A 15,266-nucleotide genomic window follows, 5' to 3' on the forward strand; every position below is an offset into this window, starting at 1 on the left:
ATGGTGTAATTATTATTAAGTATTTCGAAATTCTATTTTTAAATTGTTTTAATTCAGCTATTTTATATTTCATTCTCATTGAACAAACAGGACATGACGATGGAACTTGCCCGGTGGCAGCACAGATTTGAGCGCTGGCTCGAGGAAAACCACAGCACCGACGATACCGCACATGACATTTCGCATTTTCGACGGGTCTGGATGACGGCGCAAAAAATCATGGTTCACCACACGGTGGAGCCGCTGGTGATCCTGACCGCATGCTATTTTCACGATATTGTCAGCCTGCCGAAAAACCATCCCGAACGCAGCCGGTCATCAGAGCTGGCAGCACGCAAGACGGGTGACATTCTGCGCCGCGACTTCCCGGACTTTCCGCCAGAGCACGCTGCCGCCGTTGCGCACGCGATTGAGGCACACAGCTTCAGCGCCGGGATTGCGCCGCAGAGTATGGAAGCCAAAATTGTGCAGGATGCTGATCGGCTGGAAGCGTTAGGCGCTATCGGCCTGGCGCGCGTCTTTGCCATATCGGGCGCGCTGGGCGTGCCGCTTTTTGACGCCGACGATCCCTTTGCCGATGCGCGTCCCCTCGACGACCGTGCGTTTGCCCTCGACCATTTTCAGACCAAGCTGCTGAGATTGCCTGATACAATGCAAACGGAAATGGGCCGCGAACTGGCACGGCACAATGCCGATTTCCTGATCCAGTTTATGGCGAAACTCAGCGCCGAATTACACGGCGACTGCCTCGGGCTGGATAGCCAGGTGTTGAACCGCTTCCGTCGCAGTTTGCGCAACTGAACTGTGGTAATCTGTTCCCAGTCTTTATTCTCCGGTTAAAAGAATGCAGGAAAATCGATCAGTGACAGAGCCCGCGCCCGCGCAGGCTGAGAAATCAACGGCAACGGTGCAGGCCTTACTGCGTCAGCTGTTGGATATCTATGATGCTAAAACGCTGGCCAGTCTGCTGGTGGCGCACGGCGAGAGCCACTGGAGCCCGGCGATCCTTAAACGTCTGCTGACCAGCGACCGCGCAGGGCGTCGCCTGAGCGAAGGCGAATTTCGTTATCTGCAAAACCTGCTTCCGCGTCCTTCTGCCGCGCACCCGAACTATGCCTTCCGCTTTATCGATCTGTTTGCCGGTATCGGCGGCATTCGGCACGGTTTTGAAGCCATCGGCGGCCAGTGCGTGTTTACCAGCGAGTGGAACAAACACGCCGTGCGTACCTACAAGGCCAACTGGTACTGCGATCCGCACGAGCATCATTTCAACGCAGATATCCGCGATGTGACCCTGAGCCATAAAAGCGGGGTGAGCGATGAACAGGCCGCCGAACACATTCGTCAGACGATCCCGGCGCATGATGTGCTGCTGGCTGGCTTCCCGTGTCAGCCTTTCTCGCTGGCTGGCGTCTCTAAAAAGAATGCGCTTGGACGCGCCCACGGTTTCGCCTGCGATACCCAGGGAACGCTGTTTTTTGACGTGGCGCGCATCATTGACGCCCGTCGTCCGGCCATTTTTGTACTGGAAAACGTCAAAAACTTAAAAAGCCACGACGGCGGGAAAACCTTCCGCATTATCATGCAAACGCTGGATGAGCTGGGTTATGACGTGGCCGATTCACAGGACATGGGCGCGGACGATCCCAAAATCATTGATGGGAAACATTTCCTGCCCCAGCATCGCGAACGTATCGTGCTGGTGGGTTTCCGCCGCGATCTCAATCTCAAGGGGGATTTTACCCTGCGGGATATCCCGTCTTTGTATCCCGAGCGGCGTCCTACCGTGGCCGACCTGCTGGAACCCGTCGTTGACGCGAAATTTATCCTCACCCCGGTGCTGTGGAAATACCTCTACCGCTATGCCAAGAAACATCAGGCAAAGGGTAACGGCTTCGGTTTTGGGATGGTAAACCCGAACGATCCGCACAGCGTGACCCGCACGCTGTCTGCTCGCTACTACAAAGACGGCGCGGAAATCCTGATCGACAGAGGGTGGGACAAGGCGCTGGGTGAAAAAGATTTTGACGATCCGCATAATCAGCGTCACCGTCCGCGACGCTTAACGCCCCGCGAATGCGCCCGGCTGATGGGCTTTGAAACGCCGCAGGGTTATCGCTTCCGCATTCCGGTCTCGGATACCCAGGCGTACCGCCAGTTTGGTAATTCGGTGGTGGTTCCCGCGTTCGCCGCTGTGGCCAAACTGCTGGCCTCGCGCATCAGACAGGCGGTGGCGTTCCGTCAGGGTGAGGCCGTCAATGACGGATGTTCACGATAAGGCGACGCGCAGCAAAAACATGCGTGCCATCGGCACGCGTGACACCGCCATCGAAAAGCGACTGGCCGGGCTACTGACGCAGGCGGGGTTTGATTTCCGCGTGCAGGATCCCGCGCTTGCGGGACGGCCGGATTTCGTCATCGACGCCTGGCAGTGCATCATCTTTACCCACGGCTGTTTCTGGCACCACCACGACTGCTACCTGTTTAAAGTCCCCGCGACGCGCACTGATTTCTGGCTGGATAAGATTGGCAAGAACGTCGAGCGCGACAGGCGGGATCTGACCACGCTGATTACGCAGGGCTGGCGGGTGCTGATCGTCTGGGAGTGTGCGCTGAGAGGCAGATTAAAGCTGAACGATGCCGACCTGAGCGAACGGCTGGAAGAGTGGATCTGCGGCGGCGGCCAGACCGCGCAGATCGACACGCAGGGCATTCACCTGCTTACGGTTTCTCAACCTCGCAAGGGGTGACCACCGGTTTTGCCGGCAGCAAGTATTTGCCCAGCGTGACCAGCACGACGGCAAACACAATGATCCCAAGAGCAATCCATTCCACAGGTGAGAGCGTTTCTCCCCCCAGTCCTGTCCCGAGCAGTACGGCCACGACCGGGTTGACGTAGGCGTAGCTGGTGGCGACAGCCGGGGAGACGTTGCGGATCAGGAACATATAGGCATTAATGGCGATGATAGAGCCAAACAGCGCCAGATACCCTACCGCGAGAAAGCCCGACAGGTCCGGCAGTGCGGTCAGCTTTTCTCCCGTCAGCGCGGAGGCCAGCAGCAGGACAATCCCCGCGGCGAGCATCTCTATCGCGCCTGCCATCATGCCGGTTGGCAGTTCGATACGCGAACCGTAGACGGAACCAAACGCCCAGCTCATCGAGCCAATCAGGATAATCACCGCCCCCCACGGATTCCCGCTCAGGTTGCCGCCGCTGTTGAGCAGAACAATGCCGGCCAGGCCAATGCCAATCCCCAGCCATTCCAGCTTGCGGGTGCGGATGCCGAAAAGGCGGCTAAAGCAGAGGGTAAACAGCGGTACGGTGGCAACGACCACGGCGGCGATCCCGGACGGGACCTTCTGGTGCTCGGCAATCGTCACAAACCCGTTACCCACCGCCAGCAGCAGCAGGCCGATCAGGGCGGCGTTCAGCATCGGGCGCAGCGGGGGAAGCTTATGCCCGCGCAGCAGCAGGAAGGCCAGCAGCAGGATGCCCGCCGAGAGGAAGCGAATGCCCGCCATCATCAGCGGCGGCCAGCTTTCCACGCCGATGCGAATGACAAAGTAGGTTGAACCCCAGATGATGTACAGCGAAAAGAGTGCCCCGATGAGCGGTAGCAGTTGCCGGAAACGCATAATCCCTCACGACGAAATAAAAAGTTCGCTGATAGTAAACGCGAAAACTATCGCGCTGGCGAGCCCTTTAATTGTGTAGCGGATGTGAATTTTTTGTTGACGTCAGGTGCCTGTTTCCGGGTTGGCGCTTTTGCTCCATACTATTCACTTAATTACCAAAAAATGAAGGATTAAGATTTTGGCAGGAAGTAGCTTATTAACATTGCTGGATGATATTGCCACCTTACTGGATGACATTTCAGTGATGGGAAAACTGGCGGCGAAGAAAACCGCAGGCGTGCTGGGAGATGATTTATCGCTTAACGCCCAGCAGGTGAGTGGGGTAAGGGCAAACCGTGAACTGCCGGTGGTGTGGGGCGTAGCAAAAGGCTCCTTCCTGAATAAGGTGATTCTGGTCCCGCTGGCGCTGCTGATCAGCGCATTCATTCCCTGGGCCATCACGCCGTTACTGATGATTGGCGGGGCATTTCTCTGCTTCGAGGGCGTTGAGAAGGTTCTGCACTCCTTTAGCGCGCGCAAGCAGAGCGATACGCCGGAGGTGCGCCAGCAGCGTCTTGAAGCGCTGGCCGCGCAGGATCCGAAAACCTTCGAACGCGATAAGGTCAAAGGCGCCATTCGGACCGACTTTATCCTGTCCGCGGAGATTGTCGCCATTACGCTGGGCATCGTGTCCGACGCTCCGCTCCTGAATCAGGTTCTTATCCTTTCCGGCATCGCCATTCTGGTCACCGTAGGCGTGTACGGCCTGGTGGGACTGATCGTGAAGCTGGACGATATCGGCTACTGGCTGGAGGAGAAATCGAGCGCGGTGGCAAGAGGCATCGGCAAAAGCCTGCTGGTGCTGGCTCCGTGGCTGATGAAGAGTTTGTCGGTAGTGGGCACGCTGGCGATGTTCCTCGTGGGCGGCGGGATCGTGGTTCACGGCATTGCGCCGCTGCACCATGCTATCGAACATTTTTCCTCGACGCAGGGTGCCGTTGTCGCGGCGATTCTGCCCACGCTGCTGAATCTGGTGCTGGGCTTTATCATTGGCGCTATCGTGGTCGCGGCGGTCAAGCTGGTTGAAAAAATACGCGGCACGTCGCACTAATTGTTACCCGTTGTGGGATGCAAAAAGACCATTCCTCGTCTAAATTGAAACAGTTTCACCCTGATACAGGAGGCAGGTATGGTCTTTTTGGTCAGTGATGAAGTTAAGCCTAAGAAGGGCGGCCCACGTATGATTGTCACCGGGTATTCCAGCGGAATGGTGGAATGTCGGTGGCACGATGGCTATAGCATCAAGCGGGAAGCATTTCGTGAAGATGAGCTTCAGCCGGGGGACGGGCAGCACCAGCGGGACAAGGCTTAATCACATAACGCCCGGCTTTGCCGGGCGTTTTTATCTCACGTACCGGGTGTAAGGCCGTCATCATGGAGTGTGTGTGCAGCGCGATACCTTTGTTGTAAGACAATCATTTTTGCAGTGGCTGCATAAGCGTAGCAATCCGGGGTTGATTGTTAATCTCTGTTTTCTGGTCGTTTTGGTGTTTTCCACGCTTCTGACCTGGCGTGAGGTGGTGGTCCTCGAAGAGGCGTATATCTCCAGCCAGCGCAACCATCTGGATACGGTGGCCAGTTCGCTGGACAGGCAGTTACAGAACAGCGTGGACAGGATGCTGTTGTTCCGTCAGGGCATGCGTGATGCAATCCAGACGCCGCTGGCATTTGATGCATTACAGAACGCCGTGTCACGCTTTAAGACCGTCCGCACGCTCCCCACCTGGCAGCTTGCCGTTGATAAAAAACGCACCCTTCCCATTAATGGCGTTTCGGACGCGTTCGTCGAAAAAACCACGCTTCTGAATCGTGACGCCGAGCGCCTCAGCCACGAAATTTCTGCCGCGCTCGAAGTGGGGTATCTGCTCAGGCTGGCGTCATCGAGAGCGCAAACGGAAGCGCGCGTGATCTACGTGTCCCGCGCCGGATTTTTCGTTTCCACGGATACACCTGACCAGGCGGGTGATATCACCTCCCGCTATTATCATCTGGTCACGCAGTCCTGGTTTACCCAGCAGTCGGAACGGAACAATCGCACTCGCGCGGTGCGCTGGTTTATCTCTACCCCTTCATCCTGGACCAATGATGAACGTACGATCACCGCCAGCGTTCCCATCTATTTCGATCATTACTGGTATGGCGTCGTGGCGATGGATTTTACGTTGAACACGATGCAGCGTCTGCTGGCCGATGCGACGGAAGATCGAACGGAGGGGGAGTATCAGCTGTACGATACCCGGCTCAATATGATTGCCACCTCAGCCCACGCGGAAAACGTGGTTAACCATTTTGACGAACGCGAAACGGCGCAGATTGCGCAGGCGATTGAGCACGCTACCGGCGGCGGGATCCGCCTCGGAAGCCGTTTCGTTAGCTGGGAGCGGCTCGATCACTTCGATGGCGTTGTCCTGCGGATCCACACCCTGCACGAAGGAGTGCAGGACGACTTCGGCAGCATCAGTATTGTTCTGGCGCTGCTGTGGGCGCTCTTTACCGCCATGCTGTTGATCTCGTGGCTGGTGATCCGTCGGATGGTGAGTAACATGTACACGCTTCAGCACTCGCTCCAGTGGCAGGCCTGGCATGATCCGCTTACCCGGCTGAATAACCGCGGCGCGCTGTTCGATCGCGCAAAATTGCTGGCGGAAACCTGTCGCCAGCAGTCGCTGCCGTTCTCGGTGATTCAGATCGATCTCGACCATTTTAAGAACATCAACGACCGTTTCGGCCATCAGGCCGGTGATAAGGTGCTATCGCATACAGCAGGACTGATTGCCAGCGCGCTACGCAAAAATGATGTGGCAGGGCGTGTAGGCGGGGAAGAGTTTTGCGTTGTCCTGCCGGGGATCGGTCTGGAAGAGGCGAGAGGCGTCGCCGAGCGCATTCGCTGCCGGATCGACAGCAAGGAGATCCTGGTGAAGAAGAGCACGACTCTGCGCATCAGCGCATCGCTGGGGGTCAGCAGCGCGGATGAAGCGGGTAACTACGAGTTTGAACAGCTGCAGTCCGTGGCGGATGCCCGGCTGTATCAGGCCAAACAGTGCGGCCGTAATCGGGTCGTCTGGCGGGATTAGGACAGGAAGTGATCCAGTCCCTCCTGCCAGCCCGCGGGGCCGGGCTGCCGGGTGTGATAAACCCGCCCGGGGTTATCGTCCCGTAGCGTGATGCCCTGGCGGTTAATACCCTTGATGACCACCGCGAAGTCAACGCTGTCGAGCAACGGTGCATCATTAGGGCCGTCGCCGAGCCCCAGCGTGGTGGGTTCGATCTCTTCCTGCTCGCGGTACTGCGCAATCAGCCAGTTAACCGCCACGTCCTTACCGCAGCGGCCGTCCAGAATATGCCAGAAGCGCGCTCCCTGCAGGCATTTCAGACCGCTGTGCGCCAGCTGCTCTTCAAACTGAACCAGTTTCTCGTCGGTATCGCGCCAGATGAGCGTGACGGATGCTTCATGCTTGCGGGCAAGCGCCGAACGGTAGCGCGTCAGTCCGGTCCACTCGCTAATAACGCGATCGTCCACGTCGTCAAAGGTGGTGAACTTAAAGCCCGTCTGCAGGCGAATGTGTTCGACCCGCGGGCGAATATCCCGGTGCGTCATCCCCCTGATCTGGCGCTGAACCTTCTCCCAACGCACGTCAGGCTGAATTACCGCGCCGTTCTCGGCAATAAAAGGCAGGCCTTCCAGACCCAGATCCTGCTGGATATCCAGCATCTCTGCCGCGGTCTTGCTGCTGCAGAGAATGACCGGTATCTGATTATCCAGTAGCCTGTCCAGCCAGGGCATTGCGGGCTGCCACTCATAGGTATGAATATCCAGCAACGAGCCATCCAGGTCAGAAAAAATCAGCAAGGTATCCCGCAGTGAAGGCATAGTGACTCCCGTGATAGCTGCGTTGCGCTCTAAGAAAATTCCTAAAAAATGACCGAGGTGTTAACAGGAGAAATGGGAACAGTCCCTGGCAAACCCGCATTCGGCGTATGTTATTGCTCATAACAAAAAGCATTATGTTAAAAATATTATATTCATCATAAGAATATATGCTTGTCAGACAAATTCGTTGGGGATAGTGTGGCGTGTACATCAGATTTCCTGGTGTAACGAATTTTCAAGTGCTTCTTGCATAAGCAAGTTTTGATCCCGGTCATCCCCATGACCGGGATTTTTTTCGCCTTACCGATTGGCTTCAGACACGCTAAAGTCGTGAATATCAAGCTCGAAGGCCTCGGCCAGCTCACGATAGGTGTGATAATCCCTTCCGTTAACAATGACGCGGTCCGAATTGTCGTCCGTCCTGCGGACTTCTGACTCACTGATCTCATTGATGGCGGCCAGCAGGGCATCGACATCCACCTCGACTTCGCGCTTGATGGTGTCGCTGTACTCTTTATCGGTCTTCATTGCGGGGTTCCTCATTCAGCCGGGTCCATCGCTAAGTATAGACTGTAGATAAAAACGCCATTCACGCCGGGCGGCGATGTGCGTTTTTGCGTTTTGTTCTACACTGGCTCAAAACCAGAGGAGGAATGTATGAAGGTCAACGATCGGGTAACGGTTAAAACGGACGGTGGGCCACGCCGCCCGGGCGTGGTGCTGGCAATTGAAGAGTTTAGCGAAGGTACAATGTACCTGGTATCACTGGAAGACTACCCGCTCGGCATTTGGTTTTTTAACGAACTGGGGCATCCGGACGGCATTTTTGTTGAGAAAGCTGACTAGCACGGCGTCGGGTAGCACAGCGCGTGCCCGACAACCTCATAGAAGCAAAAATCTCTGGCCAGGCCAGAGATCAAAGGTAGGGTGCACAGGGTCTTAAGCGACTAACGCATGTTGACGAAAATCCCGTTCGTCACATTATCGGTCAGGCGTACCACGTGGTAGATCACTTGCTTATTATGCGTTTTAATTTTCCGTTTAATATTTCCTTTGTGTGACGAAACGGTTTTCGCTTTAATATTCATCTGGTCCGAGATCTGAATAGTTCCTTGTCCCGCCATCCACATTCGCAGCATACTTGATTCAGTCCTGCTTAATGATAGGGTGGGTAAGTTAACCGCTCCTACATTCTTAACTTCTTTATTCAAATAATCACCCAGAATGTCATCCAGCGACTCGGGTTTAATCGATTTAGAACTGATCAATAAATTTTTACGGACCAACAAATACTCATCGAAATGGATATTCGCGATCGCCATAAAAACAATAAACAGGGTTTTAGGATGCTGATTAATGATTTGCTTAATGTGCTGACTGTTGGCTGGATCGTGAATGAAACAGTCCTCATTAATAAACACCACGCCTGGTTTTAGTTCGTCACAAGCGGCTGCGAGTTCGTCAACGGTGTGTGCATCGTTGATGTCTCTCTTTCTTACCCCTCTGCTTGCCAGGTACCCGGTTAACCCTAGCCGGGTGTAGCTGCATAAATCCATAATGATCGTTGACATGGCATACCCTCACTCAATGCGTAACGATAATTCACCATCTGCCTGAGAGCTCAAAACAGCCATACGGGATGGAAAAAAATAATAAACCTGTGAGCATGACAAAGACTTTCAGGCGGACTCACTATCCCGTAAAGTTACGTATAATTTGCCAGGAATCTTCTTAAAGTAAAGTAAATATTAAGTATTGTGAGATGGTTAGAAACAATTAAACCGCGTCAGATATATCCTGGAAGATGTTTTTCGCGTTTTATTTTAGGAATATCCTCAGAAAGACAGTAGCAACAGTGCGGGCTATTATTTACGAGGCAGTTCGCTGACAATATCCGCTAACAGGTTGAATATCTCGCCGAATAAATGTTCACAGAAGGGAGCGATAAGTGGCATCAGTAATGACATTAATAAAATTCCAACCGTCAGCGTCAGCGGAAAACCAATGACAAACACCGAAAGCTGCGGCGCCATTCGGTTCAGTAAACCTAATGCCAGGTTGACGGTCAGCAGCAGGGTGATGATCGGCAGCGCCAGCATCAGCCCGTTCAGGAAGATCAGCCCCGCCGCGCGGGTGAGCGCCAGGAAAGCGTTGCTGTTCACCGGATTTTCGCCAATCGGCAGCGTATGGAATGTATCCACCAGCATGGAGATAAGCCACAGATGGCCGTTGAAAGACAGGAACAGCAGCATGGCGAGCAGATCGATAATGCGCGCCAGCACGGGCATGTTGAGATGACTACCGGGATCAACAAACGTGGCGAACGATAACCCCATCTGCAGACCGATCAGTTCCCCTGCGGTACGCACCGCGGCGAAGGCGAGCTGCATGGTAAAGCCGACGGCGACGCCAATCATCACCTGCTGCAGGGCGACCCACACCGCGTTCGCCGAGAAGATCGGAATATCCACAGGAGGGAGAGAGGGCGCGACGATAATGGAGATGATAATGCCCAGCCCCACCTTGACGCGCTTGGGTATCGATTTCTCGCTAAGAATGGGGGCGGTGGAGATCAACGCCATGATGCGCAGCATCGGCCAGAAATAGACGCCGAGCCACTGAACCCACTGGTCGCTGGTGAAATGCAGCATCGTCAGGTCAGCCGATGATGTACGGCAGATTGGTAAACAGGTTGCGCATATAGTCCAGCAACAGGTTCAGCATCCACGGTCCGGCCACGATAATCGCCACGAACACGGCGATGATTTTCGGGATGAACGACAGCGTCATTTCGTTAATCTGCGTGGCGGCCTGCAGAATACTGATAATCAGACCGGTAACCAGCGCGACAAGCAGCAGCGGAGCGGCAACGGCAATCGCGATTTTCATCGCCTCCGTGCCCATCATCATGACCGATTCGGGTGTCATTGCCGTTCCTTAACTGTAGAAACTCTGTGCCAGCGAGCTGACCAGCAGCTGCCAGCCGTCGACCAGCACAAAAAGCATGATCTTAAAGGGCAGGGCAATGGTCGCGGGCGGCACCATCATCATCCCGAGCGCCATCAGGACGCTGGCGATCACCAGGTCGATAATCAGGAACGGAATAAAGATGGTAAAGCCAATCTGGAACGCGGTTTTCAGCTCGCTGGTGACATAGGCAGGCAGAAGAATACGCATTGGCACTGATTCCGGTCCCTGCAGCTCGCCGGTGTTGGACAGGCGGGCAAAGAGGGCCAGGTCGGCTTCGCGCGTCTGGCGCAGCATAAATTCCCGCAGCGGCTGCGCGCCTTTATCCAGCGCCTCCTGCATGGAGATTTTATCTTCGCTGAACGGCTGGTAGGCGTCGGTATAAATCTTATCGATCACCGGCGACATTATGAAGAAGGTCAAAAACAGTGCCAGCCCAAGCAGAACCTGGTTTGGCGGTGCGGAAGGAGTGCCCAGCGCGTTTCGCAGCAGACCAAAGACGATGATGATGCGGGTGAAGCTGGTCATCATCAGCAGGATAGCCGGAATAAACGTCAGCGAGGTGATGAACACCAGCGTCTGAACCGGAAGCGACCAGCTTTGGCCGCCGCCCGCGAGAGGGGTGGAGACCAGACCGGGCAGCTGTGCATAAACCGCGGGAGCAAACAGGCCAACGCCCGCAAGCGTCAGGGATAACAAACGGCGCATCAGGATCTCCCGGAACGCTTAAGCAAACTCTTCATGACGGACTGAAAATCCGCAGGGGCGTCTGCGCGCTCGTCCACCACAGCAGGGGCGGGCGGCAGTTTATGTAATACGCTGATGTTTGAGGCCGTTACGCCCAGAACCAGACGCGCGTCGTCCACCTCGACGATGACCACGCGTTCGCGTGGCCCCAGCGTGGTGCTGGCGCTGACCTTCAGGCCGCGGGCACCGGCGGTTTTACCCGCCAGGCCAAAGCGCTTTGCCAGCCAGGCGGCGATAAGAATAAAGGCAATAATACCGAACAACGCCCCGCTCACCTGGAGCAGAGGCGAGCCGGGAACGGCAGAAGGTTGCGATAGTGTTGCCTGGGTTTTCATGCTTAACGGCTCAGACGACGCATACGTTCAGACGGGGTAATGATGTCGGTGATACGTACGCCGTATTTATCGGCCACCACCACCACTTCACCCTGAGCAATCAGATAGCCGTTGATCAGAATATCCAGCGGCTCACCGGCCAGACCGTCAAGGGCTACCACGGAGCCCTGCGTCAGGCGCAGTAGCTCTTTAATAGTCATGCGGGTGCGTCCCAGTTCAACGGTCAGCTTAACCGGGATATCCATAATCAGGTCGATGTCCTGCAGCGTGCCGCTGACATCACCGCCGCCGAGCTGCTGGAATACGGCATCCGCTGCGCTTTTGGCCGGGGTCGCTTTTTGCTCGTTTAACGCGTCAGCCCACAGATCGTCCAGTGCTCCGCTGTTTTCATCGGACGGATTGTTCATGTCACTCATTTGGGCTGTTCCTCATTCAGCGAATTCAAAATCGGGTTGATCAAGTGCTCAACGCGTAACGCATACTGACCGTTAATCGTGCCGTACTGGCTTGTCAGCACGGGGACACCATCCACATGGGCAATAATGCGGTCGGGTTTTTCTATCGGCAAAACATCACCGGGTTGTAATTTCAGAATCTGAGATAACCGCAGCGGGATATCGGCGAAGCTCGCCACCAGCTCAAGCTGCGAATGCTGGACCTGGCGGACCAGGTTCTCACGCCAGTTCTGGTCCTCGTTGCGGGAGTTCTCCAGCGGCGGGTTAACCAGCAGCTCGCGCAGTGGTTCGATCATGCTGAACGGCAGGCAGATGTTGAACTCGCCGGTCAGGTTACCGATCTCTACGTGGAACGGGGTGTTAACGACGATATCGTTCGGGGAGGTGGTGATATTGGTAAATTTCACCTGCATCTCAGAACGGACGTACTCCACTTCCAGCGGGTTAATCGCTTTCCACGCGTCGCTGTAGGACTCCAGCGCCAGCTTCAGCATGCGGTTAATGACGCGCTGTTCGGTGTGGGTGAATTCACGACCTTCTACTTTGGTCGGGAAACGCCCGTCGCCGCCGAACAGGTTATCCACCGCGATGAACACCAGGCTTGGGGAAAACACCACCAGACCGGTGCCGCGCAGCGGCTTCAGATGAATCAGGTTAAGGTTGGTTGGCACCGGCAGGTTGCGGGCAAACTCATGATACGGCTGAATGCGGATCGCACCGACCGTGATATCCGGGCTACGACGCAGCAGGTTAAACAGCCCCATACGGAACTGACGTGCAAAACGTTCGTTAATGATCTCCAGCGCCTGCAGACGTTCACGTACCACGCGACGCTGGGTATTCGGGTCATAGGGACGAATATCGCTATCGCCGCCAATACCCGGTTTAGGATCATCATTGTTATCGCTGTCGCCGTTGAGCAGCGCATCGATTTCTGCCTGAGAAAGAATACTGTCGCCCATGTCGTTACCGCAGAATGAATGCTGTATACAGAACGTCAGTGACTTCCTGCTTAGGTTGGCCGTTTACCAGCGGGGTCGCCAGCGTTTGTTTAATGGCGTCGACCAGCTTTTGCTTACCCACATCGGTGGCCAGCGTCGAAGCGTCCTGACGAGAGAACAGCAGCAGAAGGCGGCTGCGCACTTCCGGAAGGTAATCGTTCAGACGTGAACGAGTGGCTTCATCTTTCAGGCGCAGCGTAATGCCAACATAAAGCACACGATCCGCATCACCCAGATTGACGGTGAAGGTATCCAGCGGGAAGAAAACTGGAGCCGGCGGAGGCGGCGCTTCAGCTTTGGCTGCAGCGGTGGTAGGTTTCTGCTGCATACGCCAGTAACTATAGCCCGCGGTGGCGCAGGCGGCGAGCGTGATCAACACCAGCAGCGGGATCCAGATGGAGCGCTTACTTTTTTTGGTGATAGCGGAGTCAGTCATCTGATACGAGCTTCCTGTTTCGGTACAGCTTAATAAGGTGATTATCCCGTGTCCTGCTGTCGTCAAAGCGTGGAAAAGACGGGGATAATCACGCTACCTCTGGCGTTTAGGCGAAGATGTCTACGGCACTGTTACCGCGTGCGGCGGATTGCAGGGCAGCAGGAACAGGCAGTAGCTCATCGCTCTCTTCATTAAAACCGCCGGCGTTGCCGGAACGCGAAGCCTGGTGCTGCTGCTGGGATGAGGACTGCTGCTGCCCGGCAAAACTCTCGCTGCTGACGCTGCTCTGCGCAAGCTGAATGCCGTTCTCCGCCAGTGAGGTCCGCAGTACCGGCAGCGCGGCTTCCAGCGCCGCACGAACATGGCTGTGCGCAGAGACCATCTGCAGCTGCGCCTGGTTATCATCCAGCTTAAGCGAAATTTGCACCTGACCCAGATCTTCCGGGTGCAGACGCAGCTCGGCCGTCTGCTGGCCCTGTTTAGTGAACAGGGTGATGTGCTGGCTCAGGGATTGCTGCCATTCGTGGGTGCCCAGAGGCTGGCTTAACACCGGCGCGGTGGCGACGGTGGCGGCCGTCTGACTGGTCGCATGGCTGGACATAATCGGTGCCAGGGTAGCCGTTGGGGAGGCTGAGGAGGAGGAACTGGCGAGCTCCTGCTTCTCTGCCGCCGCGGCCAGGGCCGGGGTTGTCGGCGCGTTGCCCGACAGGGCAGGTTCGTTATTTTTCACCTGGCTCTGATAAGGCGTAGAATTCTGCGCTTTATCATGGCTTCCCGCAGGCGCGTTCAGGGACGGTTGGTCCGCACCATTGTGCGAAAGCGTCGCGGAATTCAGCGTTGCGGTGGCCGAAACGCCGTCACTGCCCGCCACGCGAGAGGCGGTAGTTTGCTGGTGCGGCAGCATCGCCATCAGGGCGCTCAATCCGGCCAGTTCTTCTTCGCTCAGCTCGCTTTTACCGTCATCCTTGCTGTTCGCCGCATTGAGCGTCTTCAGTGCGTCACCTTTAGACAGCGGTACCAGCCCGGAAACCAGCGTATCAAGCGAGGTGATGGGCGACGTTTCATTGCCATTCAGCGCGGTTTGGCGCGAGAGCAGGTCGGCAATTTTGGCCTGCAGGGTGGTATCCCCTTTGGCGTCCTGAGCCACTTTTGACAGCTTACTGCCGGCGGCTTTCAGGTCAGCCAGGGTCAGCGGCGCATCTTTGCCCTTGCCCGTTGCGTCCGACAGGGCGCCCGCCAGCAGAGAGAGAAAGTCCTGTGCACCGTCGGTGCCTTTCCCTGTTTGCATGCCGCCTGACAGGTCGCTGTCGCTCATCAGCAGTTGTTGCAGTGTGATCATTCCGGTTTCCTCATTGATGCGCGCTGGGCAAACTCATCCATTTTCTTCTGATCCAGACGGTTTTCCGCCAGGGTCGTTGCCGCGATCTGTCGGTCCTGTAAAGTCTGCCAGGCCTGCAGCCGCTGCTTCTTCTCACGCCAGAAATTCAGCGCGGTATCGACTTTCTGGGTCCACTGGTTAAGCTGCTGGCGATGCTGATCTATCGCCTTCTCCAGCGTCTGGATAAACTGCTGATAGTTAATCCAGCGCTGGCTTCCAATGCCCTGTGTCATATCGGTATTGAGGTTGGTGCGATATTCATGCTGATAGTCGATCAACATCTTCAACTGTTCTTCAGCCTGCTGGCACCCGCGTCGCATTGCGCCAAGCTGCAATGCGGCATCATCAACTTCTTTTTCAGCCAGATCTTTCAGCGTTGATAACGCGCTGTTTTGCGCCAT

The 15,266-nt window shown here is 55.8% G+C and carries 20 protein-coding genes; 7 read left to right on the plus strand and 13 right to left on the minus strand.

The window, feature by feature from the left end:
* Window positions 1–99: 99 nt before the first annotated feature.
* The 3 genes from BM007_RS15520 (at window position 100) to BM007_RS15530 (ending at window position 2,750) form a co-directional block, all read left to right on the plus strand.
* Window positions 100–801 carry a phosphohydrolase gene (locus tag BM007_RS15520; protein ID WP_090419710.1) on the plus strand — a complete coding sequence of 234 codons (702 nt, stop codon included), beginning with the start codon at window positions 100–102 and terminating at the stop codon, window positions 799–801.
* A 61-nt stretch (window positions 802–862) separates the two neighbouring features.
* On the plus strand, window positions 863–2,278 hold the full coding sequence (locus tag BM007_RS15525; protein ID WP_090419712.1) for a DNA cytosine methyltransferase: 1,416 nt from the start codon (window positions 863–865) through the stop codon (window positions 2,276–2,278).
* On the plus strand, window positions 2,259–2,750 hold the full coding sequence (locus BM007_RS15530; RefSeq protein WP_090419713.1) for a very short patch repair endonuclease: 492 nt from the start codon (window positions 2,259–2,261) through the stop codon (window positions 2,748–2,750). The genes BM007_RS15525 and BM007_RS15530 overlap by 20 nt, the downstream gene beginning before the upstream one ends.
* Here the strand turns inward: BM007_RS15530 and yedA are convergent.
* A complete protein-coding gene (gene yedA, locus BM007_RS15535; protein ID WP_090419716.1) occupies window positions 2,722–3,636 on the minus strand; it encodes a drug/metabolite exporter YedA in 915 nt (304 codons plus the stop codon). The two genes, BM007_RS15530 and yedA, sit on opposite strands and share 29 nt — an antisense overlap.
* 178 nt (window positions 3,637–3,814) lie before the next feature.
* Between yedA and BM007_RS15540 the strand changes: the two genes are divergently transcribed.
* The 3 genes from BM007_RS15540 to dgcQ all read left to right on the plus strand — a co-directional run bounded on the left by BM007_RS15540 (window position 3,815) and on the right by dgcQ (window position 6,749).
* Window positions 3,815–4,726, plus strand: coding sequence for a DUF808 domain-containing protein (locus BM007_RS15540; protein WP_032646386.1), 912 nt, complete (start codon window positions 3,815–3,817; stop codon window positions 4,724–4,726).
* A gap of 78 nt (window positions 4,727–4,804) precedes the next feature.
* Entirely contained in the window at window positions 4,805–4,987 is a 183-nt protein-coding gene (locus BM007_RS15545) for a YodC family protein (protein ID WP_023618677.1), read from the plus strand.
* Between the two features lie 73 nt (window positions 4,988–5,060).
* Complete coding sequence (gene dgcQ / locus BM007_RS15550; protein ID WP_090419719.1) at window positions 5,061–6,749, plus strand: cellulose biosynthesis regulator diguanylate cyclase DgcQ; 1,689 nt, start codon at window positions 5,061–5,063, stop codon at window positions 6,747–6,749.
* Here dgcQ and BM007_RS15555 read toward each other — a convergent pair.
* Window positions 6,746–7,546, minus strand: coding sequence for a mannosyl-3-phosphoglycerate phosphatase-related protein (locus BM007_RS15555; protein WP_061714845.1), 801 nt, complete (start codon window positions 7,544–7,546; stop codon window positions 6,746–6,748). The two genes, dgcQ and BM007_RS15555, sit on opposite strands and share 4 nt — an antisense overlap.
* 300 nt (window positions 7,547–7,846) lie before the next feature.
* The gene (gene yodD / locus BM007_RS15560) at window positions 7,847–8,074 is read right to left on the minus strand and encodes a YodD family peroxide/acid resistance protein (RefSeq protein ID WP_013097742.1); all 228 of its coding nucleotides are present in this window, start codon (window positions 8,072–8,074) and stop codon (window positions 7,847–7,849) included.
* A 129-nt stretch (window positions 8,075–8,203) separates the two neighbouring features.
* Between yodD and dsrB the strand changes: the two genes are divergently transcribed.
* Entirely contained in the window at window positions 8,204–8,392 is a 189-nt protein-coding gene (gene dsrB / locus BM007_RS15565; RefSeq protein WP_008500312.1) for a protein DsrB, read from the plus strand.
* A gap of 101 nt (window positions 8,393–8,493) precedes the next feature.
* Here dsrB and rcsA read toward each other — a convergent pair whose 3' ends face one another.
* The 10 genes from rcsA to fliJ all read right to left on the minus strand — a co-directional run bounded on the left by rcsA (window position 8,494) and on the right by fliJ (window position 15,266).
* A complete protein-coding gene (gene rcsA, locus BM007_RS15570) occupies window positions 8,494–9,117 on the minus strand; it encodes a transcriptional regulator RcsA (RefSeq protein ID WP_008500313.1) in 624 nt (207 codons plus the stop codon).
* Between the two features lie 294 nt (window positions 9,118–9,411).
* The gene (gene fliR, locus BM007_RS15575; protein ID WP_008500314.1) at window positions 9,412–10,197 is read right to left on the minus strand and encodes a flagellar biosynthetic protein FliR; all 786 of its coding nucleotides are present in this window, start codon (window positions 10,195–10,197) and stop codon (window positions 9,412–9,414) included.
* Between the two features lie 7 nt (window positions 10,198–10,204).
* Window positions 10,205–10,474, minus strand: a complete 270-nt coding sequence (gene fliQ, locus BM007_RS15580) for a flagellar biosynthesis protein FliQ (protein WP_008500315.1) — start codon at window positions 10,472–10,474, stop codon at window positions 10,205–10,207.
* A 9-nt stretch (window positions 10,475–10,483) separates the two neighbouring features.
* Window positions 10,484–11,221, minus strand: coding sequence for a flagellar type III secretion system pore protein FliP (gene fliP / locus BM007_RS15585; RefSeq protein WP_024909733.1), 738 nt, complete (start codon window positions 11,219–11,221; stop codon window positions 10,484–10,486).
* The gene (gene fliO / locus BM007_RS15590) at window positions 11,221–11,595 is read right to left on the minus strand and encodes a flagellar biosynthetic protein FliO (protein ID WP_032641435.1); all 375 of its coding nucleotides are present in this window, start codon (window positions 11,593–11,595) and stop codon (window positions 11,221–11,223) included. The genes fliP and fliO overlap by 1 nt, the downstream gene beginning before the upstream one ends.
* 2 nt (window positions 11,596–11,597) lie before the next feature.
* Complete coding sequence (fliN, locus tag BM007_RS15595) at window positions 11,598–12,011, minus strand: flagellar motor switch protein FliN (RefSeq protein WP_008500318.1); 414 nt, start codon at window positions 12,009–12,011, stop codon at window positions 11,598–11,600.
* The gene (gene fliM, locus BM007_RS15600) at window positions 12,008–13,012 is read right to left on the minus strand and encodes a flagellar motor switch protein FliM (RefSeq protein ID WP_023336184.1); all 1,005 of its coding nucleotides are present in this window, start codon (window positions 13,010–13,012) and stop codon (window positions 12,008–12,010) included. Before fliM ends, fliN begins: the two co-directional genes overlap by 4 nt.
* A gap of 4 nt (window positions 13,013–13,016) precedes the next feature.
* The gene (gene fliL / locus BM007_RS15605; RefSeq protein ID WP_024909761.1) at window positions 13,017–13,487 is read right to left on the minus strand and encodes a flagellar basal body-associated protein FliL; all 471 of its coding nucleotides are present in this window, start codon (window positions 13,485–13,487) and stop codon (window positions 13,017–13,019) included.
* A gap of 106 nt (window positions 13,488–13,593) precedes the next feature.
* Entirely contained in the window at window positions 13,594–14,826 is a 1,233-nt protein-coding gene (gene fliK / locus BM007_RS15610) for a flagellar hook length control protein FliK (RefSeq protein ID WP_024909762.1), read from the minus strand.
* Complete coding sequence (fliJ, locus tag BM007_RS15615) at window positions 14,823–15,266, minus strand: flagellar export protein FliJ (protein ID WP_023312304.1); 444 nt, start codon at window positions 15,264–15,266, stop codon at window positions 14,823–14,825. Before fliJ ends, fliK begins: the two co-directional genes overlap by 4 nt.

Source organism: Enterobacter sp. NFIX59, assembly GCF_900113755.1.
Classification (GTDB): domain Bacteria; phylum Pseudomonadota; class Gammaproteobacteria; order Enterobacterales; family Enterobacteriaceae; genus Enterobacter; species Enterobacter pseudoroggenkampii.

Coding starts and splice junctions, on each gene's coding strand:
- BM007_RS15520 (WP_090419710.1), top strand. CDS start 100: ATGGAACTTGCCCGGTGGCAGCACAGATTTGAGCGCTGGCTCGAGGAA.
- BM007_RS15530 (WP_090419713.1), top strand. CDS start 2,259: ATGACGGATGTTCACGATAAGGCGACGCGCAGCAAAAACATGCGTGCC.
- yedA (WP_090419716.1), bottom strand. CDS start 3,636: ATGCGTTTCCGGCAACTGCTACCGCTCATCGGGGCACTCTTTTCGCTG.
- BM007_RS15545 (WP_023618677.1), top strand. CDS start 4,805: ATGGTCTTTTTGGTCAGTGATGAAGTTAAGCCTAAGAAGGGCGGCCCA.
- BM007_RS15555 (WP_061714845.1), bottom strand. CDS start 7,546: ATGCCTTCACTGCGGGATACCTTGCTGATTTTTTCTGACCTGGATGGC.
- yodD (WP_013097742.1), bottom strand. CDS start 8,074: ATGAAGACCGATAAAGAGTACAGCGACACCATCAAGCGCGAAGTCGAG.
- dsrB (WP_008500312.1), top strand. CDS start 8,204: ATGAAGGTCAACGATCGGGTAACGGTTAAAACGGACGGTGGGCCACGC.
- rcsA (WP_008500313.1), bottom strand. CDS start 9,117: ATGTCAACGATCATTATGGATTTATGCAGCTACACCCGGCTAGGGTTA.
- fliR (WP_008500314.1), bottom strand. CDS start 10,197: ATGCTGCATTTCACCAGCGACCAGTGGGTTCAGTGGCTCGGCGTCTAT.
- fliQ (WP_008500315.1), bottom strand. CDS start 10,474: ATGACACCCGAATCGGTCATGATGATGGGCACGGAGGCGATGAAAATC.
- fliP (WP_024909733.1), bottom strand. CDS start 11,221: ATGCGCCGTTTGTTATCCCTGACGCTTGCGGGCGTTGGCCTGTTTGCT.
- fliO (WP_032641435.1), bottom strand. CDS start 11,595: ATGAAAACCCAGGCAACACTATCGCAACCTTCTGCCGTTCCCGGCTCG.
- fliN (WP_008500318.1), bottom strand. CDS start 12,011: ATGAGTGACATGAACAATCCGTCCGATGAAAACAGCGGAGCACTGGAC.
- fliM (WP_023336184.1), bottom strand. CDS start 13,012: ATGGGCGACAGTATTCTTTCTCAGGCAGAAATCGATGCGCTGCTCAAC.
- fliL (WP_024909761.1), bottom strand. CDS start 13,487: ATGACTGACTCCGCTATCACCAAAAAAAGTAAGCGCTCCATCTGGATC.
- fliK (WP_024909762.1), bottom strand. CDS start 14,826: ATGATCACACTGCAACAACTGCTGATGAGCGACAGCGACCTGTCAGGC.
- fliJ (WP_023312304.1), bottom strand. CDS start 15,266: ATGGCGCAAAACAGCGCGTTATCAACGCTGAAAGATCTGGCTGAAAAA.